This is a genomic window from Cupriavidus sp. 10L43_2 (assembly GCF_056395265.1).
Genome location: NZ_JBFTJE010000019.1, coordinates 94,025 through 117,183, shown reverse-complemented (window position 1 = coordinate 117,183; position 23,159 = coordinate 94,025). Strand labels below are relative to the sequence as shown.

Below are 23,159 nucleotides of genomic sequence, written 5' to 3'. Positions count from 1 at the left end.
CCTGACCGGGGACGGTCAGGCGGCGGGTGCCGGCGCCGGGGCTGCCTCGGGCGCCGGTGCCGGGGCGGGCGCTGCCTGGGCCGGCTGCGGCTTGGGCTTCAGGCCGGGGAAGAGCTGGTCGACCAGTTCCTCGATCTTGGACGCCGGCGGGATCAGGTGGCTCAGGTTCACGCCGCCCGCGCTGCGGTTGGCGTTGAACAGGGCCTTGCCCACGCGCTCGCCGTTGCGGTAGATGGTGATGTCCGCCGAGGTCAGGAATGGCGTCACGTAGGTCTGGCGCTGGGCCGTGTAGGTGGCCGTCATCGGGCACGAGGCGATCGACGAATACGGCGGCAGCATCTTCACCTCGAAGTTGCGCGCGCGCAGCGAGGCCGCGAAGTCTTCCACATAGGCATTGCCGTTCACCTGGTTGGTGACCACGCAGAACAGCGCGCCATCGGCGCCAATCACCTGGTTGCCATCGACACGGAATTCGGCCGGGCCGCCATAGGCACCGGACTGGTAGCCGGCGATGGGGTCGTACGTGACCGGCCGGTCGACCGGGGTGACCGCCTGGTAGGTGGAACAGCCGGTGGCCAGCAGGGCCAGCGCAGCGGCAAGGGTTGCTCTCTTCATGGTGTGTCCTGGATCGCGTCGGCGAGGGTGCCGGCCGCCCGGGCTCACAACAACAAGCGAGGGGCGCAGTGCCGGCAGCATGCCTGCGTACTGTAGGCGTGCGGCGCGGCGGTCAATGCGGGGAACAGAGGGGGAAAATCGGCCCAGCCGTGCTGTCAGGCGGCCAGGCGGCCCGGGAGGCGCTTCTTCGTTAGGGACTTAGTTGGCGCCGCCACGTACCAGGCACTCGTTCAGCAGCGGCGTGCCACCCTCGGCCAGCCCGGCGCCGGTGCACTCCACGGCCACCTTCTGGCCGCGCCGGACCATCGTGGCGCGTGCCTCCACYTCGCATCGGCGACCGGCCGGTCCGCAGATCTGTTCCGGCAGCAGCACGGCGCGGACCACCTGGCCCGGCGCATCGGTGCGGATCTCCAGAAACACCTCCGTCCCTTCACGGCGAATGCCGCTGGCCACGCCTTCCACGATGAAGTATTTGCCCCGATAGCGGTCGTCGGCCGCCCCGGTGTTGTCGCGATAGTCGTTGAGCAGGGCCGCCGCCGCGTACTCGGGCAGCCGGTCGGCGGGACGGTTCTCGTCGATGCTGATCGGATCGAGCGTGCCGTCGTGCGGAATGCCGCGCGGCACGCTGGCCGGCACCACCTCGGCCGTCTCGACGGGAGCGGGCCCGGTCGGCACGATCTCGCCAGTGTCATTGCCGACAAACCACAGGATGCCGATGATCGCCACGAAGACGATGATGAGAAGGGTTTGCCGGAGACGGGACATCTTGGAGGGGGGCTGAGGAGGAAAAGCGGCAGTTTACCCGGTTGGGCCGCCCGAGACCCCATCGGCGTCGCCAACCTGCGCCAGCAACTGCGCCTTGGCCGCCGCCAGCACCTCGTTGGACAACCCGGTGCCCAGCGTGGCGCGCGACAGCACGAGCGCGCCGACCATCGTGGACATCTGCGCGATGGCCGCCGCGCGCCGTGCCGCCGGGTCGTCGCCCGGCTGCACGCCCTCGAGGATCTCGAGCAGATCGCGGATACCGTCGACAAAGGCCGCACGCACCGGTTTCTCCTCGCCCTCGCGGGCGACGTCATTGGCCAGCGCCGCCGCTGCGCAGCCGGTGCCGGCGGCGTTGCGGTTGCGCACGGACAGGTAGTTCTCGATCAGCCCGGCGAGGGCGGTGGCCTTGTCCGGAGATTCCTCCACCCGCTTGCGCCAGCGCGCGCCCGATTCCTCGAACGCCCGCGTGCAGGCGATGGCCGCCAGCGCATCCTTCGACGCAAAATGGCCATAGAACCCGCCATGCGTCAGCCCAGCCGCCCCCATGAGGTCCGCCACGCTGATGCCATGAAACCCCTGCTCGCGAAACAGCCGCGAGGAGACCTGTTCGATAGTGAAGCGGTGCCGTTCGGCTTCCGCCTTGGAGACGCGGGGCATGTGTAACTCCGGTTCAGGGATGTGCGGGCCGGGCAGGGCCTACTTCCCAATACAAAACCGCGTGAAGATGGTTCCCAGCAGGTCGTCGCTCGTGAACTCGCCGGTGATGCTGTTGAGGTGGTCCTGCGCCAGCCGCAGTTCCTCGGCGAACAGGTCGAGCGCCTGGGCCTGTTGCTGCGCGCGTTCGGTGGCCACGTCGAGGTGGGACTGGGCGTTGCGCAGCGCGGTGAGATGGCGCTCGCGCGCGAGGAACGTGCCCTCGTTGCCGGACTGCCAGCCGATCAGACGCAGCAGTTCGCGGCGCATGAGGTCGATGCCCGCGCCGGTGCGCGCCGAGATCCAGATCTCGGTCGGGTTCGGCCCGTTGGCGGCCACCACGTGCGGGCGGTTGCCGCCGAACATCATCTCGCCGGCGGCGGGCGCCATGTCGATCTTGTTCACCACGCGCACGATCGGCGCGCCCGGCGGCAGGCGGCCGCTGAGCTGGTCGTCGATGTGGTCGTCGATCTCGGACAGGCCATGCTCGATGTAGTCGGGGGCATCCACCAGATGCAGCACGATGTCAGCGCGGCCGATGGCCTCCCAGGTGCGCTCGATGCCGATGCGCTCGACCTCGTCGGCGGCGTCCTCGCGCAGCCCAGCGGTGTCGATGATGTGGAGCGGAATGCCGTCGATCTGGATCGTCTCGCGCACGCGGTCGCGCGTGGTGCCGGCAATCGGCGTGACGATGGCCAGTTCGGCGCCGGCCAGCGCGTTGAGCAGCGACGACTTGCCCACGTTCGGCTGCCCGGCGAGCACCACCGACAGTCCCTCGCGCAGCAGCGCGCCCTGGCGCGCCTGCTTCAGCACGCCGGCGAGGTCGCTGCGGATGCGGGCCAGCTGGCCGCGCGCGTCGGAGGCTTCGAGGAAATCGATCTCTTCCTCGGGGAAGTCCAGCGTGGCCTCCACCAGCATGCGCAGATGGATGACCTTCTCGACCAGCGCGTGGATGGCCGTCGAGAACTCGCCTTCCATCGAGCGCGCGGCGGAACGCGCCGCGGCTTCGGTGCTGGCCTCGATGAGGTCGGCCACCGCTTCGGCCTGGGCAAGGTCGAGCTTGTCGTTCAGGAAGGCGCGCCGCGTGAACTCGCCGGGCTCGGCCACGCGCAGGCCAATCTCGCGCCCGGACTCCAGGCAGCGCGACAGCAGCATCTGCATGACCACCGGTCCGCCGTGGCCCTGCAGTTCGAGCACCTCTTCGCCGGTGTACGAGTTGGGGGCGGGGAAGTACAGCGCGAGGCCGTGGTCGATCACGCAGCCGCGCGCATCGAGGAAGGGCAGGTAAGTGGCATGGCGCGGCTTGAGCGTCTGGCCGCAGACCGCGCGCATCACGGTGCCCACATCGGGGCCGGAGACGCGCACGACGCCGATGCCGCCACGGCCCGGTGCGGTAGCGATGGCGGCGATAGGAAGCTGGGGAGCAGTCATGGGCACTATTGTCGCAGAACGGGATGGGTGCGGCGCATGCCGGCGGTTAGGGCGGGGTGGGTTTGGCTGTCGATTCGGCCATGGATTCGGTCGTCGATACACCGAGGCATTCCGCCATCAACCGACGTGCCACCGAGGCGTCGATCACGGCGCCGAGCTCCCCCTGCCTTGCCACGAGTTGCTTGCGCAGTCCTTTGCGATAGCGCTTCGGCAGGACATCGGACAGCGCTTCGATCGCATAGCGCAGCCGCTTGTTGCCGATGCGGAGCTTGTGCACGTGCTCGGTCCGGCCGTCGCGCGCGGTGCGGGTGAGGTCACGTACCCGATCGCGTGCCTTGCGGATGCGCTTGCGGGCGAACGCGCCCAGCTTGCCGCGCGACTTGCGCCCGGCAAGGTGCAGCAGGTCTCGGTGCAGTGTAGGCAAAGGCGCCTGCCGATATCGTGACAATCGTGTAACCATGCCTTCCCGCGCGGCCGACCGGCGTGTCTGCGCGGTCTCGATCAGCGCCACCAGCACGGCATCGCCGGGATGGTCGGCCAGCGCCGGGGACAGCGTCTCGATGACGAACACGTCCCAGTCGCGCACGTCGCTGGCGGCGTTCGCCACGTCGCGCAGCGCCCGCTTCCAGCGGGCCTTGACGCGCGCGGGCTGTACCGGGCCGAAGGCCCAGGCCACGGCGCGCAGGTGTCGCAAGGCCACGCGCAGCGCGTGGACGTCCTCTGCCTGATCGCGGTGCAAGACCAGTTCCAGCCCGTCCTCCACGGCGCTGAGGCCCTGCGTGGCCAGGTCCACGAAGGCTTGGGCCGGACGCATGTTCCGGTGCAGGGCGGGGGCGGTAGGCATCGGCAACCTCTGACCTCCACGACAATGACTGTGTCACTGCAGTGTAGGCGATAGCGCACGCGTCGCCGGAGATGCTGTGACCGCTGCGCCGCACAAGGGCGCCCAAGGAGTTGCCGGCGCTAGCGCGTGGCGACGATGAACACGCGCGGGAACGGCAGCAGCACCGTGCCGTCGGCCATCGCCGGGAAGACCTTGGCCAGCGCGGCTTCGTACTGGCGCAGGTAGTCGGCCTGCTCGGCGGCGTCCAGCGGCGCCAGGAATGGCCGCAGGCCGCTGCCCTTGAACCACTCCACCACGGCGGCGGGGCCGCCCTTGAGCGGATGCTGGTAGATGGTGCGCCAGACATCCACGCGCGAGCAATGCGGCTTGAGCAGTTCGTAGTACCAGCGCTCGGACGCCAGCGGCGTGCGCGCCTGCGCCGCCGCCGTGAGTTTGGGCGACCACGGCCCGTTCATGGCCGTCTCGCGCATCAGCAGGTGCGGCGGTTCGTCGAGGTTGTCCGGCATCTGCACGGCCAGGCTGCCGCCCGGCGCGAGCTTGCTCACCAGCGACGGGAACAGCGCGGCGTGATCGGGTACCCACTGGAACACCGCGTTGGCCAGGATCACGTCATAGGGGCCGGCGTCGGTCCACGTGGTGGCGTCGGCGAGGGCGAAGTCGATATTCGGCAGGCGCTTGCGGGCGGCCGTCACCATGTCGGCATCGCTGTCCAGGCCGGTGACCTGGGCGTCGGCATAGCGCGCCGCGAGCACCTCGGTCGAGTTGCCGGGCCCGCAGCCGATGTCGACCACGCGCCGCGCCTCGCGGGTGGGAATCGCCTGCACGAGGTCGCGCACCGGGCGCGTGCGCTCATCCTCGAACTGTACGTACTGGCTGGCCGACCATGTCATCTCGCGTCCTCTTCATCGTGGCTGGATCAGGGCACAAGCATACGCCGCCGGCACACCAAAAAAGAAGCCCGGCGCGAGGCCGGGCTTACTTTCAGATTCGTCTCAGGCGAATGTCAGCGCGATCAGCCCTTGGCCACCGCCGCCGCCTTGCCCTTGCCGAGCATCCGGTTGATCTGCCATTGCTGGGCGATCGACAGGATGTTGTTCACGACCCAGTACAGCACCAGGCCGGCCGGGAAGAAGAAGAACATGAACGAGAACACCAGCGGCATGATCATCATGACCTTCGCCTGCACGGGGTCCGGCGGGGTCGGGTTCAGCTTGGTCTGCACGAACATCGACACGGCCATCACCACCGGCAGGATGTAGAACGGATCCGGCACCGACAGGTCGTGGATCCAGCCCAGCCACGGCGCGCCGCGCATTTCCACGGACGAGAGCAGCACCCAGTACAGCGCGATGAACACCGGGATCTGGATCACGATGGGCAGGCAGCCGCCCAGCGGATTGACCTTCTCGGTCTTGTACAGCCCCATCATCTCCTGGTTCATCTTCTGCGGATCGCCCTTGTGGYGTTCGCGGATGGCGGTCATGCGCGGCTGCAGGTCCTTCATCTTGCCCATGGACTTGTAGCTCGCTGCGGACAGCGGGAAGAACACCAGCTTGATCAGCACCGTCAGCGCGATGATCGACCAGCCCCAGTTGGCCAGCACGCCATGCAGCTTCTCGAGCAGCCAGAACAGCGGCTTGGCGAGGATGGTCAGCCAGCCGTAGTCCTTCACCAGCTCCAGGCCCGGCGTGATCTGCTCGAGCATGCGCTCTTCCTGCGGACCGGCGAACAGGCGGGCATCGGTGGTCACCGAGGCGCCCGGCGCGATCTGGCCCAGCGGCTGCTGGATGCCCACGCGGTACAGGTTCGGATCGATCTGCTCGGCGTAGAAGCTGTGCTGCTTGCCAGCCTGCGGAATCCAGGCGGAGGCGAAGTAATGCTGCACCATCGCCACCCAGCCGCTGGTGGTGGCAGCCGGCACGGTGGCCTTGCCCTTGGCGATGTCTTCGAAGCTCAGCTTGTGATACTTGTCGGCATCGGTGTAGATGGCCGGGCCGGTGAAGGTGCTGTAGAACTGCGACTGCTCGACCTTGCTGCCGTCGCGCGCCAGTTCCAGGTACAGCGTCGGCGAGATCGGCGCCGTGCCGGCGTTGGTCACGTCGAAGCGCGCATCCACCACGTAGCTGCCCTTGTGGAAGATGTAAGTCTTCACGAACTTCACGCCGCTCTTCTCGGCAGTCAGCACCACTTCGAGCTTGTCCTTGCCATCCAGCGTACGCGGACCCGGCGCAACCGAGAACACCGTGGTGTGGTTGGGCAGGTCGCCGCCGATCAGGCCGGAGCGCGCCATGTAGGTGCGGTTGGCGTCACGTTCGAACAGCACGACCGGCTTGCCGTCCTTCTCGTGGTGCTTGAGCATCTCCAGGCGGGACAGGATGCCGCCGGCCGTGTCGATCTCGGCACGCAGGTCGTCGGTGGTGACCACCACCTTCTCGCCCGTGGGCTGGGCAGCGGCCTGCGGGGCGCCAGGCACTGCGCCCGGCGCCGAAGCACCCGCGGTGGCCGATGCGTTCGCCTTGGGCACGTCGCCCTGCGCCGCAGCGCCGCTCGCGCCGCCGGCCGGGGCGGCCTGCTGCTGCGTGTTGGCGCTCGGGAAGAACATCGACGCGTGGCCGTTGGCGCGCTGCCAGTTGTCGTAGAGCAGCACGAGGGCCATCGAGAAGATGACCCACAGGATGGTGCGTTTGATATCCATGTCTCGCTATGGTCGGAGGAAATCAGGGTCTCGGGAGCCGGACCGTGACAGGCGGGCGGCCTGGCGCGGCGGAGGCAGGAGTCGCCGCGGCGGCATTCCCGTGTTTCGTGGGGTCGGGCACGGGATCATACCCGCCCTGCGTGAAAGGATGGCAGCGGCAGAGCCTGCACGCGGCCATCCAGCTGCCCCGGGCCGGTCCGTGCAGCACGATGGCGTCACGGGCGTACTCGGAGCAGGTAGGCAGGAAGCGGCACCGCGAGCCCAGGTACGGACTCAATGCGATCTTGTAGATGCGCAGCAGGGCAAGCAGGATTCGCTTCATGGTGGATATCAGGCAGGCGCGTTGGGCGTGGCAGGCGCCGCCGGGCCGGCCGCATCGACGGCGGGCGGGGCGGTGGGCAAGGGTCTGGCCGCCACCTCGAGCAGGCCGGCGATTTCCGCAAGGCACGCCCGCCGGACGGCCGTCCGGCTGGCGAAGTCCGCGCGCGGAAACTTGGCCTGCAGCCGCAACAGGATGTCGCGGCCCGCGAGTTTGGCTTGCTGGCCCCGGAACAGTTCCCGCGCCATGCGCTTCACGAGGTTGCGCTCGGCGGCGCGCGGCGCGAACTTCTTGCCGACGACGATGCCCAGCCGGGCCTGCGCCTGGCCGTTGGCTCGCACGTACAGCACGAAGTGTGCGCTGCGACGCCGTGGCCGCAAAGCAAAAACGGATGAAAATTCATCCGTCTTTGTGAGCCTCGCGGCTTTGGGAAAGGCATGGGTAGACACGCTGTGCAAAGCTAGCGGGATCGCTGGGCTTGCGGCGGCTGCCCCTGGCTGACCTGAGTGCGAGGCGGTGGCGGGGACGGTCAGTGCGCGGTGCGATGGCAGGCCATCGCGGCGCTCGACCGTCCGGGCCGGTCGCCCGGCGCTCAGATGGCCAGGCGCTTGCGGCCCTTGGCGCGACGAGCGTTGATGACGGCACGGCCGCCGCGGGTCTTCATGCGCACGCGGAAACCATGGGTACGCTTGCGGCGGGTAACGGAAGGTTGGTAGGTACGTTTCATGTTGCACTCTCTGGTTGATCCGGGCTTTCCGGGCGCCGGCCAATGCCGGGGCGCCTTGGCCGCCGCGTATGGTTCGCATGGGGCCGCCGCAATTCCGATCGGGTTTGCTGCGGTCTGCCGACGATTCTGGTTCTGTCTTGCTGCCGGCCGCCGCTGGCCTGGCTGAAGGCCGAGGCGCTGACGGGGGATCAGGCCGCTTGCCTGATGCCGCACATGTTTACACGTGGCGGTACGGGCCAGACCCGGCGATGCGCATACGTGATCCCCTGCCGCATCGCAGAACCCGCCATTTAACCGATATTCGCGCGAACTGTCAAGGCAACCGATGGCCAGTGCCGCCGACGCCGCCACAATGGCAGGCGCATGCGTCGGTGCGCCATTGTCCACAATGGCCGGTGGGTAACCTTGTGGGTATCCGGGGTCACCTATATGCGGTAGCCAAGATGTCCAACTCGTTGTTTCCGATGGATTATCAGCTGCCCAGGCCCCTCTCCGGGCCGTTCTTCCTTATAGGTTGTGCACAGCAATCCACTGAATTTTCACAACTTGTCCACAGGGTTATCCTTTGTGGATAACTTGAGGCGGGGGGTACAATCCCGGTCCAAACACTACACGGGCCGCGTGGCGCACGCACAACCCGGACTTCCTGCCTTGGTATACCGCTTGATCGGGCGATGCTTGCCGCACGCCGATGGGGTGGCATTGCCGCGTCGCGCTGGCCCCCGAGGGGCCGCGTGGCGGGAAGCCGGATGATTGGCGGGCACCCCGATACTCGTGACGCGCTGCGGCCTGGCGCGATCACCAAACAAGAACACATGCAAGATTTCTGGCAGGCGGCAGCCGCGCAACTCGAGCGCGAACTGACGCCGCAACAGTTCAAGACCTGGATCAAGCCGTTGGCGCCCGTCGCCTTCGACGAGGAGGCGCATGCGCTGCGGATTGCCGCGCCTAACCGCTTCAAGCTCGACTGGGTCAAGAGCCAATTCTCGGGCCGCATCACGGCCCTCGCCTGCGAATATTGGGAAGCGCAGGTTAGCGTTCACTTTGTCCTTGACCCTGCCGCCTCGGGGCGCGCGGCCGCCTATACCCAGCAGGCCACGGCACAGATGGGTGACAACGCCGGCGCGCACGCTGCAATGGGTACGCCGATGGGCGCACCCGGCAACGGCTATCCGAGTGGACAGCACGGCGCTTCTCATGCGCCGCAGGGAACCGGTTATCCCGACTATCCGAACCCGGGCGCGCCGAGCGGCTATCCCGGCATGGCTGCCCTGAATCCCCAGGGCAACTACCCGGCGCGGCCGCAGATGCCGCAGGCGCCGCACACCGGTCATCCGCTGCAAGGCAATGCCGGCGGCCATGGCGCGGATATCGGTGATATCGACGTGGCCCAGATGGACCCGTCGGAGGCCAGCGCGCGTTCGTACCGCGTGCAGCCCCAGCATCCGCAACATGTGCAGCAGCACCCGCAGCACCAACAACACCCGCAGCACCAGTCCCACCCGGGCCAGCCGCAGCCGATGGGCGGCGCCCAGCCTAGCGACACGGTGCATGAGCGCTCGCGCCTGAACCCGATCCTGACGTTCGACAACTTCGTCACCGGCAAGGCCAACCAGCTGGCGCGCGCCGCCGCGATCCAGGTGGCCAACAACCCGGGCAAGTCGTACAACCCGCTCTATCTCTATGGCGGCGTGGGCCTGGGCAAGACCCACTTGATCCATGCCATCGGCAATTTCATGCTGATGGAGAACCCGCGCGCGCGGATCCGCTACATCCACGCGGAGCAGTATGTGTCCGATGTGGTGAAGGCGTACCAGCGCAAGGCGTTCGACGAGTTCAAGCGGTACTACCACTCGCTGGACCTGCTGCTGATCGACGATATCCAGTTCTTCTCCGGCAAGAACCGTACGCAGGAAGAATTCTTCTACGCGTTCGAGGCGCTGATCGCGAATCGCGCACAGGTGATTATCACCAGCGACACGTATCCGAAGGAAATCACCGGCATCGACGACCGGCTGATCTCGCGCTTCGACTCGGGGCTGACCGTGGCCATCGAGCCGCCCGAGCTCGAGATGCGCGTGGCCATCCTGATGAAGAAGGCCGCCGCCGAGAACGTGAGCGTGCCCGAAGAGGTGGCGTTCTTCGTCGCCAAGCACCTGCGTTCCAACGTGCGCGAACTGGAAGGCGCGCTGCGCAAGATCCTGGCGTTCAGCAACTTCCACGGCAAGGACATCACGATCGATGTCACGCGTGAGGCGCTGAAGGACCTGCTAACCGTGCAGAACCGCCAGATCTCGGTGGAGAACATCCAGAAGACCTGTGCCGACTTCTACAACATCAAGGTCGCGGACATGTATTCGAAGAAGCGGCCCGCCAATATCGCCCGGCCGCGCCAGATCGCCATGTACCTGGCCAAGGAGCTGACGCAGAAGAGCCTGCCGGAGATCGGCGAGCTGTTCGGCGGACGCGACCACACCACGGTGCTGCACGCCGTGCGCAAGATCGCCGACGAGCGGAGCAAGGACGCGCAGCTGAACCACGAGCTGCACGTGCTGGAACAGACGCTCAAGGGGTGATGCCTGAGCCGGTGACGCAGGTGAATCCTGCGCCGCCTGGCACCGTTTTATGATTTTAAAGGTTGGCCTTGCCGGGCTGGCATACTACAGGGTGCGCGCCCGGCGGCAAACGGGCGACTGAACGAAACGCTTGGATCGCGGGAAATCGGCCTCAGATAAGGCTTTGCGGTGAGTCGGGGCGGCTTGGCGGGAAGAAATGACGGATCGTGGCTTTTTAGGCACAGCCGTCCTCCGCGCCGGAGCCGGCCCGCTTCACCGCAGCGGCTTATCCTTGGTACAATGCATAATTAACTCCTTGATTCCTAAGTGAATTTGGGGTTGCGCGCAACCTGCGGTCGCTGACGACAAACGACGAAGGATAAATTCAATGCAATTGGTCAAAACCTCGCGAGACAATCTGCTGCGTCCGCTGCAAATCGTGAGCGGCATCGTGGAGCGCCGCCACACCCTCCCGATCCTGGCCAACCTGCTGATTCGCAAGTCCGGCTCGAATGTTTCCTTCCTCTCGACGGACATCGAGATCCAGATCACCACCCACGCCGAATGCGGCGTTGGCAGCGACAGCGTGGCCACCACCGTGGCGGCGCGCAAGCTGCTGGACATCCTGCGCGCGATGCCTGACGGTGACGTGGCGCTGTCGCTGAACGACAAGCGGATGACGGTGCAATCGGGCAAGAGCCGCTTCGCGCTCCAGACGCTGGCCGCCGAGGAATTCCCGACCGTGGCCGAGGCTGCGGAGTTCAACGCGAGCGTGAGCCTGCCGCAGAAGACGTTCAAGCATCTGCTGGCGATGGTCCACTTCGCCATGGCGCAGCAGGACATCCGCTATTACCTGAATGGCATGCTGCTCGTCGTGGACGGCAAGAAGGTGATGGCCGTGGCCACCGACGGGCACCGCCTGGCGTACTGCGGCGTGGAACTCGAGACCGAGGCCACCGGCGGCGGCGCGCGCCAGGAAGTGATCATCCCGCGCAAGACCATCCTGGAACTGCAGCGGCTGCTCGAAGATAACGACGATCCCGTGCAGGTGCAGCTGGCCGCCAACCAGGTCAAGTTCACGTTCGCCAACATCGAACTGATCAGCAAGCTGGTGGAAGGCAAGTTCCCGGACTTCCAGCGCGTGATCCCCAAGGGCTACAAGAATGCGTTCGCGATCGACCGCGTGAAGCTGCAGCAGGCGCTGCAACGTACCRCCATCCTGACCACGGACAAGTTCAAGGGCGTGCGCTGTATCCTCGATACGCACATGCTGAAGATCAGCTCGACCAACGCCGATCAGGAAGAGGCGCAGGAAGAACTCGAACTCGATTACTCGGGCGACGCGCTCGATATCGGCTTCAACGTGACCTACCTGCTCGACGTGCTGGCCAACCTGAAGAGCGAACAGGTGCAGGTCAGCCTGGGGGACTCCAATTCGAGCGCCCTGATTACCGTACCGGAAGACGACAACTTCAAGTACGTCGTCATGCCGATGCGGATCTGATGACCGGGACTCCGGCCATGCCCGCCCACGCGGGGATGGCCGTGGACTGTCCAGTAGACAACCGGGCACACACCGCAGCAGGGGCAGGATCCCAACGATCCGCCCCTTTTGCCGTTTTTAAGTAACCCGCCATTGCGGACCCCAGACCCCGCGCCAGCCCGGCGTCGGGACCGGATTCCGCATTTGCCGTGAGTATCGTGAGTAGGAAAACATGACCGACCAGCAAAATCCGCAGCAGGAAAACTCTTACGGAGCCTCTTCGATCCAGATCCTGGAAGGCCTGGAGGCGGTACGCAAGCGCCCGGGCATGTATATCGGCGACACCTCCGACGGTACTGGCCTGCACCACCTCGTGTTCGAGGTCCTGGATAACTCCATCGATGAGGCGCTGGCTGGTTATTGCACCGAGATCCAGGTCACGATCCACAGCGACAACTCGATCTCCATCGTCGACAACGGCCGCGGCATTCCGCCGGCGGTGAAGTTCGACGACAAGCACGAGCCGAAGCGCAGCGCGGCGGAAATCGCCATGACCGAGTTGCACGCGGGCGGCAAGTTCAACCAGAACAGCTACAAGGTGTCTGGCGGCCTGCACGGCGTGGGCGTGTCCTGCGTGAACGCGCTGTCCAAGTGGCTGCGTTTGACCGTGCGCCGCGACGGCCAGGTCAACCTGATCGAGTTCGCCAAGGGCGAGGTGCAGAACCGCGTGATCGAGACCGTGAACGGTCCGGATGGCAACCCCGTGGAAGTCTCGCCGATGAAGGTCATCGGTGCGACCGACAAGCGCGGCACCGAAGTGCACTTCCTGGCCGACGAGGAAATCTTCACCAACGTGGAGTTTCACTACGAGGTGCTGTCCAAGCGCATCCGCGAACTCTCGTTCCTGAACAACGGCGTGCACATCCGCCTGACCGACCAGCGCACGGGCAAGGAAGAGGATTTTGCSTWCTCGGGCGGCGTGAAGGGCTTYGTYGARTACATCAAYCGCGCCAAGACCGTGCTGCATCCGACCATTTTCTACGCGAATGTCGAGAAGGAAGGCATCACGGTGGAAGTGGCCATGCAATGGAACGATGGCTACAACGAGCAGGTTTTGTGCTTCACGAATAATATTCCGCAGCGCGACGGGGGGACCCACCTGACCGGCCTGCGCGCGGCGATGACGCGGGTCATCAACAAGTACATCGAAGAAAACGAGATCGCCAAGAAGGCCAAGATCGAGACGTCCGGCGACGACATGCGCGAGGGCCTGTCCTGCGTGCTCTCCGTGAAGGTGCCCGAGCCGAAGTTCAGCTCGCAGACCAAGGACAAGCTGGTGTCGTCCGAAGTGCGTCTGCCGGTGGAGGAACTGGTAAGCAAGGCGCTGACCGACTTCCTGCTGGAAACGCCGAACGACGCCAAGATCATCTGCGGCAAGATCGTGGATGCCGCTCGTGCGCGCGAGGCGGCCCGCAAGGCCCGCGAAATGACGCGCCGCAAGGGCGCTTTCGACGGCATGGGCCTGCCGGGCAAGCTGGCCGACTGCCAGGAGCGCGATCCGGCGCTGTCCGAACTGTTCCTGGTGGAGGGCGACTCCGCAGGCGGCTCGGCCAAGCAGGGCCGCGACCGCAAGTTCCAGGCAATCCTGCCGCTGAAGGGCAAGATCCTGAACGTGGAACGCGCGCGCTTCGACAAGATGCTGTCCAGCCAGGAAGTGCTGACGCTGATCACGGCGCTGGGCACCGGCATCGGCAAGGACGACTACAACCTCGAGAAGCTGCGCTACCACCGCATCATCATCATGACCGATGCGGACGTGGACGGCTCGCACATCCGCACGCTGCTGTTGACGTTCTTCTATCGCCAGATGCCGGACATCATCGAGCGCGGCTATGTGTACATCGCCCAGCCGCCGCTGTACAAGATCAAGCACGGCAAGGAAGAGCGGTACATCAAGGACGACAACGAACTCAACGCCTACCTGCTGAAGCTGGCGATGGAGAAGGCGTCCCTGACGCGCCCGGACGGCAGCGAGATCATGGGCGACGCCCTGACCGAGCTGGCGCGCCAGTACCAGCTGGCCGAAGGCGTCATCGGCCGCCTGTCCCGCATCGTCGACCCGGACGCGCTGCGCGCCATCGCCGACGGCGTGGTGCTGGATCTCGACAACGCGGCAGCGGCGGAAGCCTCGGCCGTGGCGCTGAAGGCCAAGCTGGCCGAGATGCACGCCAAGACGCTGCTGGGCGCCGCCGTGAACGACGACGGCACCGCTGACGTGTATGCGCAATTCGACGAGAAAACCGACAAGCACCGCCTGATGATCGCGCGCCGGCACCACGGCAACGTGCGCCTGTCGCACCTGGACGCGGACTTCGTCCATGGCGCCGACTACGCCGCACTCGCCCGCGCCGCCACGACCTTCCAGGGCCTGATCCCGGAAGGCACCAAGGTCAAGCGCGGCGAAGGCGAACGCCTGCGCGATCAGACGGTGTCCGACTTCCACCAGGCCATGCAATGGCTGCTCTCCGAAGCAGAGCGCGGCGTGTCCCGCCAGCGCTACAAGGGCCTGGGCGAGATGAACCCCGAGCAGCTGTTCGAAACCACGCTGGACGTGACCCAGCGCCGCCTCCTGCGCGTGCAGATCGAAGACGCCATCGCGGCCGACCAGATCTTCACCACGCTGATGGGCGACGAAGTGGAACCGCGTCGTCATTTCATTGAGTCGAATGCGCTGGTGGCGCGGAATATTGATGTTTGAGGTGTGTCGGATGACACGGAAAGTGAAAACTGTGTCAAGTTACTGAAAACTTTGTGACGCAGTAAATGAAAAAACCGCCTAAATGAACTGCACCCCAAAAGTTGGACACCCATCCAACCTTTGGGGTGTTTTTCATGGCGAAGTACGATGAGCGGTTCAAGCTCAAGCTGGTAAGGCAGTATCTGGCTGGGCCAGATGGATTCAAGGCGATCGCGGCGCAGTATGGAGTTGGCTACAAGCTCGTGCAGCGTTGGGTGGCGAGCTACCGCCAGCATGGCCAAGACGGGCTGCGCAAGAAGCGCAATCCCTACAGCACTGAATTCAAACTCTCGGTGCTGCTGCGCATGTGGCGAGAAGGTCTTTCAGGCGAGCAAACGGCGGCGTTGTTTGACATCCGCAGCCCGGGTTGCATTGGCGTCTGGGAGCGCCGCTATCATAGTGGCGGTATAGATGCCCTGTCGCCCCGACCTCGCGGGCGCCCCAAGACGATGCCGCAAGCCATTCCTCCCAAATCTCCGGCCGAGCCGGTTGCCGATGACGAGCGTCCGCGCAAGGAATTGCTCAAAGAAATCGAGTACCTGCGCGCGGAGGTGGCGTACCTAAAAAAACTCGATGCCTTGGTTCAAGCGAAGAAAGCAGCGCAGCAGAAAAAGCGCAAATAGTGCTTGAGCTAAGGCAGCAGTACCCGTTGGCGGGCTTGCTCAAGGCCGCAGATTTGGCCCGCAGCACGTTTTATTACCAGCAAAAGGTGGTGAATGCCGGTGACAAGCACGCGGAGCTGAAAGCCAGGATCCGGGCCGTCTATACATGCCACAGGGGGCGCTATGGCTATCGGCGGATCACCGCCACAATCCGGCAGATGGGCTGGATCATCAACCACAAGACCGTACAGCGCCTTATGGGGTAATTGCGGCTGAAGTCGCTGGTGCGGCCGAAAAAGTACCGCTCCTATCGCGGGGAGATGGGACGGGCGGCGCCGAATCTGCTCAACCGCCAGTTCGACGCACAACGTCCTAACCAGAAATGGGTGTCCCCGCGAAGATGTCCCGCTATCGGCGCCAAGCGGCCATCAGGGATGATAGATCCCGGTCAAGTAGAGGATATTGGCGCACTCGGGCCAAACTTCCTTCGTTAAAACCGTGCAAAATGGAGATTCTAAAAAATATGGAGGGGAGGCTTGTTTGAACACTCTTCACAATCCTGACCGCTTCATGTCGGATCTTCGACAGATTCTCTCTCAAGGGCGGAAGCGCATCGGTCTGCTGGTTGGCGCAGGAGCACCAATGTCGCTTCGGGTGAACGAGGCTGGCACGTTGGTCCCTGACGGTGGGCGCTCATTAATGCCTGGGGTTGAGGCGTTGACGACCCAAGCAATTGAAGCGCTGGCCGGACAACAGAAGGTCGCTGCCGAAGCGATTCGTGCGGAACTCGGCGCCGCAGCAAACATTGAATCGATCCTCACCCGCATCCGACTCCTGCAACAGGCACTAGGGCCGGCGCAGGTTCATGGACTTGACTCCGAAGGGTACAAGGCTCTTGGGGCGGAGGTATGCAAAAAGATCGGCGAAGTGGTCGGAGCACCGTTGCCCAAGGAGCGAAACCCCTACACCGAGTTGGTCTCTTGGGTCAGTGGAACGCTACGGGCGCATGCAGTTGAGATATTCACAACCAACTACGATCTCCTGTTCGAAGAGGCTTTCGAGCGATCCCGGGCGTCCTACTTCGATGGGTTCACCGGGGGGCATCTACCCTTCTTTGATCCCGTTAGCGTGGCCAGCGATGATCTGCCACCAAGATGGTCGCGGCTCTGGAAATTGCATGGCTCCTTGGGCTGGGCTTTGGAAGGTGATTCAGTTGTACGCGGAGGAGGGCGGACGGCCTCTCAACTCGTCTACCCCGATCACCTGAAGTACGAGCTGACACAGAAGCAACCCTACTCGGCTTTGTTCGAACGCCTGCGTCAGTTTCTCCTGACACCGGACAGCATCTTGCTCACTTCTGGCTTCTCGTTCCGCGACGCACATATCTGCGCAGTGCTGGACGAATCGCTTGCCATGAACGCGAACGCCTCGGTCATGGCATTCCAGTACATGCCTTTGGCATCTGAAGAGCCCGCTTGCAAGTTGGCTTACGAACGCCCCAACCTTTCCGTGTACGCGTCCGACGGCGCTGTGATCGGCGGCGTCAAGGGAACATGGCGCCCCGGAGATCCTCCCAAGAACTGGGAAGACATCCGAGCGACGTTCTGGGGACCAAGGTGGCCAGGGCAACAGAGCCAGTTCCTGCTTGGTGACTTTGCACTGCTTACTCGCTTCTGCGCCCTGGCCCAAGCGACCGACATGAGTGCCCAAGCTACACCTGACGCCGCCGTTGCAGCGGTGAATGGAGGCGGGGCTGCGGTCGTTGCGGTCGCTGTAGCGAATGCAGGGGAGGCAAAAGCGTGAGCGCCAAAGATCCGACCTTTCTCGGATTGGTCACCTCCGTTTCGGGTCCAACAGTCACCGTGTCGCTCGCTGAATCCCTAGCGTCAGGTATTGCTGTGATTGAAGGGCACATGTACCGGGTTGCTCAGGTCGGAGGTTTCGTACGGATTCCTCAGGGATACCAGGACCTCTTCGGCATCGTTAGTGAAGTTGGGGCATCGGCTGACTCGACGGCGGCTAGTGGGGGGCGTTGGATGAGGGTGGAGCTCGCTGGAGAGGCTCTGGGACAGAGCTTCGAGCGCGGGCTCAGCCAGTTGCCGTCGATCAACGACTCGGTGCACATTGTTACTGAGGCAGACCTTAAGCGCATATACGGGAGCGAAGGCCTTGATCAGATAACGATAGGCACTCTTTCCAGTTCCGATAGCATCGCCGTCAAGCTCTCACTGGATGCCTTGGTGACTAGGCACGCTGCTGTTCTGGGTTCAACCGGCTCTGGCAAATCCACGACCATCGCAAGCTTGCTACGTTCTATTGTTCGGCCAAATCAAGAAGGGGGCTCACCCGCGTCTCGAATCCTTCTCTTGGATCTTCATGGCGAGTACACCCATGCGCTGGCGGACTTCGCCCGCGTGTATAGCGCCACACCGCAGCCCGGCGAGCGACCACTGTTCGTTCCCTACTGGGCGCTGCAATCGAGGGATCTTCTGGATTTCGTTGCGGGAGGACTGACCGAGAACCAAGAAATTGCTTTCTCAGACAAGATCCAGGATATGAAGGCTGGGGTGCTGGCGGCGGCCAACTTTCCCGGATTGGACCCTGAATCACTCACGGCCGACAGCCCGGTACCCTTCAGCCTCAAGCAATGCTGGTATGACCTCATCGACTTTGAGATGCGGACTTTCAACGGACCGCAGCGAGACCAGCCTGCACTGGAACATGCCGGTGATCCAGCGACTCTGACACCCCCAAGGTACACCCCGGCGGCAATGGGTGCTGCTGGACCGTTCCTGAACCAGCAGGCGAAGGGCATTCGACGGCAGTTGAATCTTATGCGGTCACGGCTACTAGATCATCGATTCGACTTCATCTTGCATCCTGGCCCGTGGGAACCAGCGCTGGATGGAGCCGTTCAGTTCGACCTAGATAGACTCTTGGACGACTGGCTGGGGCACGAGAAGCCAGTCACCATTCTTGATCTATCGGGCGTACCGAGCTCGGTGTTGACGACGCTCGTTGGTTCCATCTTGCGAATCGTTTACGAGGCGCTCTATTGGAGTCGCGAAAAAACCGAAGGGGGAATACACCGTCCGCTTTTGGTCGTAATGGAAGAGGCCCACCGATACCTATCTGGCGCGAAGGCGGACGACGCAGCTGCCGACGTAGTGAAAAGGATTGCCAAAGAGGGGAGAAAGTACGGAATCGGTGCGATGGTGGTCTCCCAACGCCCCGCCGAAGTTGATGAAACCATCCTGTCGCAGTGCGGCACGATCTTAGCCTTGCGACTATCTAACCCTGAGGACCGTGCCCGCGTAAAGGGGGCGCTTCCCGACAATCTAGGCGGTCTAGTGGATCTACTGCCTGTTTTGAGAACAGGGGAAGCAATCGTGGCGGGAGAAGCGGCCAGACTGCCAGTGCGATGCCGGGTAACGCTCCCCCCTCCTGAGCAACGTCCCAAGAGTTCTGATCCCAAGGTCTCCGAAGCCTGGGCTAATAAGCGAATCGCAGAGGGATACGACCGAGTCGTGGCCTCTTGGCGAGCGCAGAGAACCTTCGCCGTCACGCGAAACCTTGGCATTGTTCGAGTGCCAGTCGAAGACACCACAGAACCACAGGGAGGAGAACAATGAACCGAGAACCAGTAGCGTCATCTACGATCATTGCAATCGGATACGATGAACCGTCGCAGACGCTGGAAGTGGAGTTTAAGACCGGTGCTGTCTACCAATACTACAACGTGACGCAGGCGCTCTTCGAGCAACTCATGCAGGCGGGTTCAAAGGGACAGTTCTTGGCATACCAAATCAAGAACGCTTATCCGTATTCCCGCGTCGGATAGGTGCGCGTTTCGGCTATCTCCGGCGTCATGGCCGACTAAGAGAGTGCCCGTCGCATTCGAAGGCAGTCAGTCAAGTCTGGGGCAACAAATATTTGAAATCAGCTAGAAGCTGTCAGTCAGGAAAGTGCTCTGATTCACAGTTTCTGGCCGGTTTCTACCCTCGCTCTTCTCGCGACGTGAGGCCAACCCAGCTCAATTTTGATCGACCACGGCGGCAAGCGGTTCGTAGAGCGATTTGGATACCGTTAGCACGCATCCTGTTGGCTTGTTCAATAAATAAATACACGACTACCACACCTCAAAATTGAAGTCGCCGAAGAGAAGAATTCGGCTCACGGCTGATATATGGATTCCCGAGTAAGCACTAAATAGCCTTCATTGGTTGACTAAAAATGTATTTTTAGTCAAAGACTTAGGTCAGATATTTCTCTTGACGCGACACTAATTGCTACCTACGCTGGCTTTAGTTCAAATTGCAGGCGTAGGTAGCAATGAGCCCGTTTTCCCATTATCTCTACGAGTTACGCATGCGCCGGGAAATCCGACAGTCGGAACTGGCGGATTTGCTCGGGTATGAGCAAAGCTACATCTCGGCGTTAGAGATCGGTGTCAAAGGCCCACCAACGCCAGAGTTCATAGAGAGATTGATCGCCGCGCTCGGGATGAGCGAAGGAGAGCGGCAAGAACTTCGGAGCATTGCCGAAGCGTCTCAGCGAAAGCTCGCGTTGAACGGAGATTGCTCTCCCGACGTCTACTGGATGCTGAAGGAGCTGCGTGACCAGGTGAACGAACTACATCCGCTGCAAATCAAGATGATTCGAGACGCTTTGGACCTAAGAGGGGTTTTTGCAGAGCCCGCACCAAAGCTGAATCGGCGCATCAAGCGTCGCAGCAAAGTGGAGGTAAGCATGTAAAAAAGAAACGGGACAATCCTTTCGGCTTGCCCCGCTGGTGTAGGTATCTGACGACACCCACGGATCGCACCTTCAGTATCGTCATCCTTCCCGCCAGCGTCAAGCCTCCCACTCAACGCCTAAATGTAATCCGAGCGTACAGGACACATACGCGTTGTTCGTACGTCCGTAGACAGGCGTATCAAGTGACGAATGCTGGGTCCGGAGCGACCCGGCAGGGAGACGCTCATGTCGGCAACACCCTGGCGAGGCTTGTGGCACGGGCAAAGGCCCGCTGGCGAGCCTCATATAAGAGCGAGAAGAATTGTCAGGTCGACTGGCGGCATAGTTCGCGGCAAGTTTCCGAGCCGCAAGAACGGCCGAATGGTCCATCACGAAGGACTATTAGAGCTCGATGCGATCTATCTGTTTGAAGCTTCGCCGCAGATTTCCACGTATCGGGAGCAGCCGCTCACAATACGCTATCCGGATGGACCGCGATTGCGACGCTATACGCCAGACTTCGAACTGACGCTAAGCAATGGGGACTGCGTACTCGTCGAAGTCAAACCACTGATCGGCCTGGCTGATAAGGCGGTGCGACACAAGCTCGATCGCGTGCGAATGCATCTTCAGCGATCGGACCAGTGCTTCCTGATACTCGACGACAGTTCATTGCGGATGGAGCCCCGTCAGGCAAATCTGCGTCAAATCTATCATTGCGCGCCCCGTATTCGCCAACCGATTTCTGCATACAAAGCCGCACTAGACCGGCACGCGTTCAGGTTTCCGTTGCCGATCTCTTCGGCCACCACTTTGTTTCTTGATCGCGGCGTGGAGCCTTACAGCATGCTACTCGCCGGCCTACTGCGCTGCGATCTAGACCAACCGATTCTCCCTGAAACTCCACTCCATATAACAAAGGAGGGAGATGATGCCTGGTTTCGCATTGCTCCGCAGCACGACTTTTAGTTGGGACAGCACGGTTTTCCGAATCGATCGCCTTCAACCCAACGGCGATTTGCTACTCGAACGGCTTGAGGATGGGCAATTCATGTCGATAACACGCCAACGCCTACTATCCGACTATGCCGAAGGACGGGTGTCGGTACGGCCGCAGGCCGCGAGCATATCGAGCGCGAACGCACCGCCCATCTACTCGCGCGCGCTAGACGAACTGCCAGCGCACGTTCAAACCGAACTGGCGCGACGTTGGCACTACGTACAGTCGTTGTTAGAGAGTGACGGCGTTGCGTTCACTCCGCAAGCTATGAAGCCATTCATTGCAGCTGTGGCAGATCGGATCGGAGATGCCACCCCCCCAAGCGTTACATCGCTGTATCGGTGGTATTCACGTTACAGGTGTCATCAGGACCGGCGCGTATTGATACCTCGGTCCGATCGTCGCGGTAGCCGTATTCTTCGGCAAGATTCAGAAATCCTCAAGCTTGCTGCCGAAGCGATGCAGGAAGCAATCAACGCATCGCCTCGAGCGACGGTCCCGACAATCTATGTCTATCTTATCAAGAAGATCGAGCAGGAGAATCGCACGAGGCTTCCCGCAGAACAGCTTAAACGTCCGGTGCTGCGTACCGTGTATCGAATGCTGGCACGTGCCGATGTGTACGAGCACGTCGCGCTGCGCGAAGGCAAGAACACGGCGGATAGAAGGCTGCGCCTAAACAAGGCCGGCGTGCAATGCAATCGCATCCTGGAGAGAGTGGAGATCGACCACACGCCTCTCGACCTGTTCCTCATTGATGAAAGGACGTGCCTACCACTGGGCCGTCCAACCCTTACCGTTGTTGTCGATCATTTCAGTCGCATGCTACTCGGCTACCACGTGAGCTTTGATAGCCCATCCGCCGCCGCAGTGATGGCTGCACTTCGCCATGCGATCCTCCCAAAGACCGCTGCTGTGCCTGCACTAGCGAATATCACAATTACAAAAGAATGGCCATGCTACGGGCGCCCCGACGTCTTGGTCGTTGACAACGGGCTCGAGTTCCATGGGCGTGATCTGGAGAGCGTTTGCTTTGATCTCGACATCCGCATTCAGTACTGCCCCAAACATCAGCCGCGATTTAAGGGGGTAGTCGAGCGGTATCTTAAGACGATCAATTATTTCCTTGCTCATCAGCTCCCCGGTACGAGCTTCGCACGCATGCATCATCGCGGCGACTACGATCCGCTGAAGCATGCAGTTTTGACGGTGGCCGAATTCAAGCACATCTTCGAGAAGTGGGTGATCGACATTTACGCGCAGCAAAGGCATCGAGCGCTTGGTGTTACGCCGTGGCACAAATGGGAAGAAGGATTGCGACACCGGACGCCGGGTCTGCCTGCCGACTTCCAGGATCTTCAGCGACGCATAGGTTTGACCGAGGAGCGGTCACTACGCCGTGACGGGATATGGCTCCACGGCATCCGCTACTGCGACGATGAGCTACAGACCATACTGACCCGATACGGAGAGGGCGTCCGCGTCCGGGTTCTCTTCGACCCTGAAGACCTCGGCGTCATTCAAGTCTGGGGCCCACACCAGGAGTCGCCGATATCAGTGCTTGCCGCAGATCAGAACTACGCGAGAAACTTGACCTCACGCCAGAATGATCTAATTAGGGCGAAATTGCGCGAACAAGGTGAGACAACCGAAAACAAGGGCGCGCTGGAGCGGGCAAAATATGAGTTGGTCGCAGCAGTCCAGAAACTAATGCAGAGTCGGAAGCAAGGGCATCGAAGAAAGGCTGCAGCGATTCGAGGAATCAGCAGCTCGAATCCGCAATCTGATGTCCAGCTAGTTCCGGCAAGGCCGGTGGCTCCAGCGAGGTCAAGCGTTGCAGCATCCGACGATGATCTACCAACAGCGCGCTATACTTCGTTTAGCGTGAAGCGGTGA

General features: G+C 62.6%; 19 protein-coding genes and 1 pseudogene. 10 read left to right on the top strand and 10 right to left on the bottom strand.

Annotated elements, in window-relative coordinates; translation table 11 throughout:
- Nucleotides 1-15: 15 nt before the first annotated feature.
- From AC1DEL_RS23025 to rpmH, 10 genes are all read right to left on the bottom strand, one after another.
- Nucleotides 16-615, bottom strand: a complete 600-nt coding sequence (locus AC1DEL_RS23025; protein ID WP_092291094.1) for an Sbal_3080 family lipoprotein — start codon at nt 613-615, stop codon at nt 16-18.
- A gap of 198 nt (nt 616-813) precedes the next feature.
- Entirely contained in the window at nt 814-1,380 is a 567-nt protein-coding gene (locus AC1DEL_RS23020; RefSeq protein WP_441645441.1) for an OB-fold putative lipoprotein, read from the bottom strand.
- Nucleotides 1,381-1,413: 33 nt separating this feature from the next.
- Nucleotides 1,414-2,037 (bottom strand): TetR/AcrR family transcriptional regulator, encoded by a 624-nt coding sequence (locus tag AC1DEL_RS23015; protein ID WP_477126271.1) that lies wholly within the window; start codon nt 2,035-2,037, stop codon nt 1,414-1,416.
- Nucleotides 2,038-2,076: 39 nt separating this feature from the next.
- A complete protein-coding gene (gene mnmE, locus AC1DEL_RS23010; RefSeq protein ID WP_477126270.1) occupies nt 2,077-3,504 on the bottom strand; it encodes a tRNA uridine-5-carboxymethylaminomethyl(34) synthesis GTPase MnmE in 1,428 nt (475 codons plus the stop codon).
- Nucleotides 3,505-3,550: 46 nt separating this feature from the next.
- On the bottom strand, nt 3,551-4,348 hold the full coding sequence (locus AC1DEL_RS23005) for a CHAD domain-containing protein (RefSeq protein WP_477126269.1): 798 nt from the start codon (nt 4,346-4,348) through the stop codon (nt 3,551-3,553).
- Nucleotides 4,349-4,467: 119 nt separating this feature from the next.
- Nucleotides 4,468-5,238, bottom strand: coding sequence for a trans-aconitate 2-methyltransferase (gene tam, locus AC1DEL_RS23000; protein WP_477105413.1), 771 nt, complete (start codon nt 5,236-5,238; stop codon nt 4,468-4,470).
- A 122-nt stretch (nt 5,239-5,360) separates the two neighbouring features.
- A complete protein-coding gene (gene yidC, locus AC1DEL_RS22995; RefSeq protein WP_477159189.1) occupies nt 5,361-7,043 on the bottom strand; it encodes a membrane protein insertase YidC in 1,683 nt (560 codons plus the stop codon).
- A gap of 22 nt (nt 7,044-7,065) precedes the next feature.
- Nucleotides 7,066-7,365: a membrane protein insertion efficiency factor YidD gene (gene yidD / locus AC1DEL_RS22990; protein ID WP_092291108.1), complete on the bottom strand. Its 300-nt coding sequence runs from the start codon at nt 7,363-7,365 to the stop codon at nt 7,066-7,068.
- 8 nt (nt 7,366-7,373) lie between these two features.
- Nucleotides 7,374-7,811, bottom strand: coding sequence for a ribonuclease P protein component (gene rnpA / locus AC1DEL_RS22985; protein ID WP_092292073.1), 438 nt, complete (start codon nt 7,809-7,811; stop codon nt 7,374-7,376).
- Between the two features lie 143 nt (nt 7,812-7,954).
- A complete protein-coding gene (gene rpmH, locus AC1DEL_RS22980) occupies nt 7,955-8,089 on the bottom strand; it encodes a 50S ribosomal protein L34 (RefSeq protein ID WP_008650850.1) in 135 nt (44 codons plus the stop codon).
- An 815-nt stretch (nt 8,090-8,904) separates the two neighbouring features.
- Here rpmH and dnaA point away from each other — a divergent pair.
- From dnaA to AC1DEL_RS22930, 10 genes and pseudogenes are all read left to right on the top strand, one after another.
- On the top strand, nt 8,905-10,665 hold the full coding sequence (gene dnaA, locus AC1DEL_RS22975; RefSeq protein WP_092291122.1) for a chromosomal replication initiator protein DnaA: 1,761 nt from the start codon (nt 8,905-8,907) through the stop codon (nt 10,663-10,665).
- Nucleotides 10,666-11,032: 367 nt separating this feature from the next.
- Nucleotides 11,033-12,148 carry a DNA polymerase III subunit beta gene (gene dnaN / locus AC1DEL_RS22970; RefSeq protein WP_477159188.1) on the top strand — a complete coding sequence of 372 codons (1,116 nt, stop codon included), beginning with the start codon at nt 11,033-11,035 and terminating at the stop codon, nt 12,146-12,148.
- Between the two features lie 211 nt (nt 12,149-12,359).
- Nucleotides 12,360-14,885, top strand: a complete 2,526-nt coding sequence (gene gyrB / locus AC1DEL_RS22965; protein WP_477159187.1) for a DNA topoisomerase (ATP-hydrolyzing) subunit B — start codon at nt 12,360-12,362, stop codon at nt 14,883-14,885.
- Nucleotides 14,886-15,019: 134 nt separating this feature from the next.
- Nucleotides 15,020-15,918, top strand: a pseudogene (locus AC1DEL_RS22960) (IS3 family transposase); the annotation flags it as partial.
- Nucleotides 15,919-16,066: 148 nt separating this feature from the next.
- On the top strand, nt 16,067-17,329 hold the full coding sequence (locus AC1DEL_RS22955) for an SIR2 family NAD-dependent protein deacylase (RefSeq protein ID WP_477126268.1): 1,263 nt from the start codon (nt 16,067-16,069) through the stop codon (nt 17,327-17,329).
- The gene (locus AC1DEL_RS22950; RefSeq protein WP_179592630.1) at nt 17,326-19,158 is read left to right on the top strand and encodes a helicase HerA-like domain-containing protein; all 1,833 of its coding nucleotides are present in this window, start codon (nt 17,326-17,328) and stop codon (nt 19,156-19,158) included. The genes AC1DEL_RS22955 and AC1DEL_RS22950 overlap by 4 nt, the downstream gene beginning before the upstream one ends.
- Nucleotides 19,155-19,367, top strand: coding sequence for a KTSC domain-containing protein (locus AC1DEL_RS22945; RefSeq protein WP_179592631.1), 213 nt, complete (start codon nt 19,155-19,157; stop codon nt 19,365-19,367). The genes AC1DEL_RS22950 and AC1DEL_RS22945 overlap by 4 nt, the downstream gene beginning before the upstream one ends.
- Before the next feature lie 491 nt (nt 19,368-19,858).
- On the top strand, nt 19,859-20,281 hold the full coding sequence (locus AC1DEL_RS22940; RefSeq protein ID WP_454035716.1) for a helix-turn-helix domain-containing protein: 423 nt from the start codon (nt 19,859-19,861) through the stop codon (nt 20,279-20,281).
- Nucleotides 20,282-20,644: 363 nt separating this feature from the next.
- Nucleotides 20,645-21,232, top strand: a complete 588-nt coding sequence (locus tag AC1DEL_RS22935) for a TnsA endonuclease N-terminal domain-containing protein (protein WP_477126267.1) — start codon at nt 20,645-20,647, stop codon at nt 21,230-21,232.
- A complete protein-coding gene (locus tag AC1DEL_RS22930; RefSeq protein WP_477126266.1) occupies nt 21,192-23,159 on the top strand; it encodes a transposase in 1,968 nt (655 codons plus the stop codon). The genes AC1DEL_RS22935 and AC1DEL_RS22930 overlap by 41 nt, the downstream gene beginning before the upstream one ends.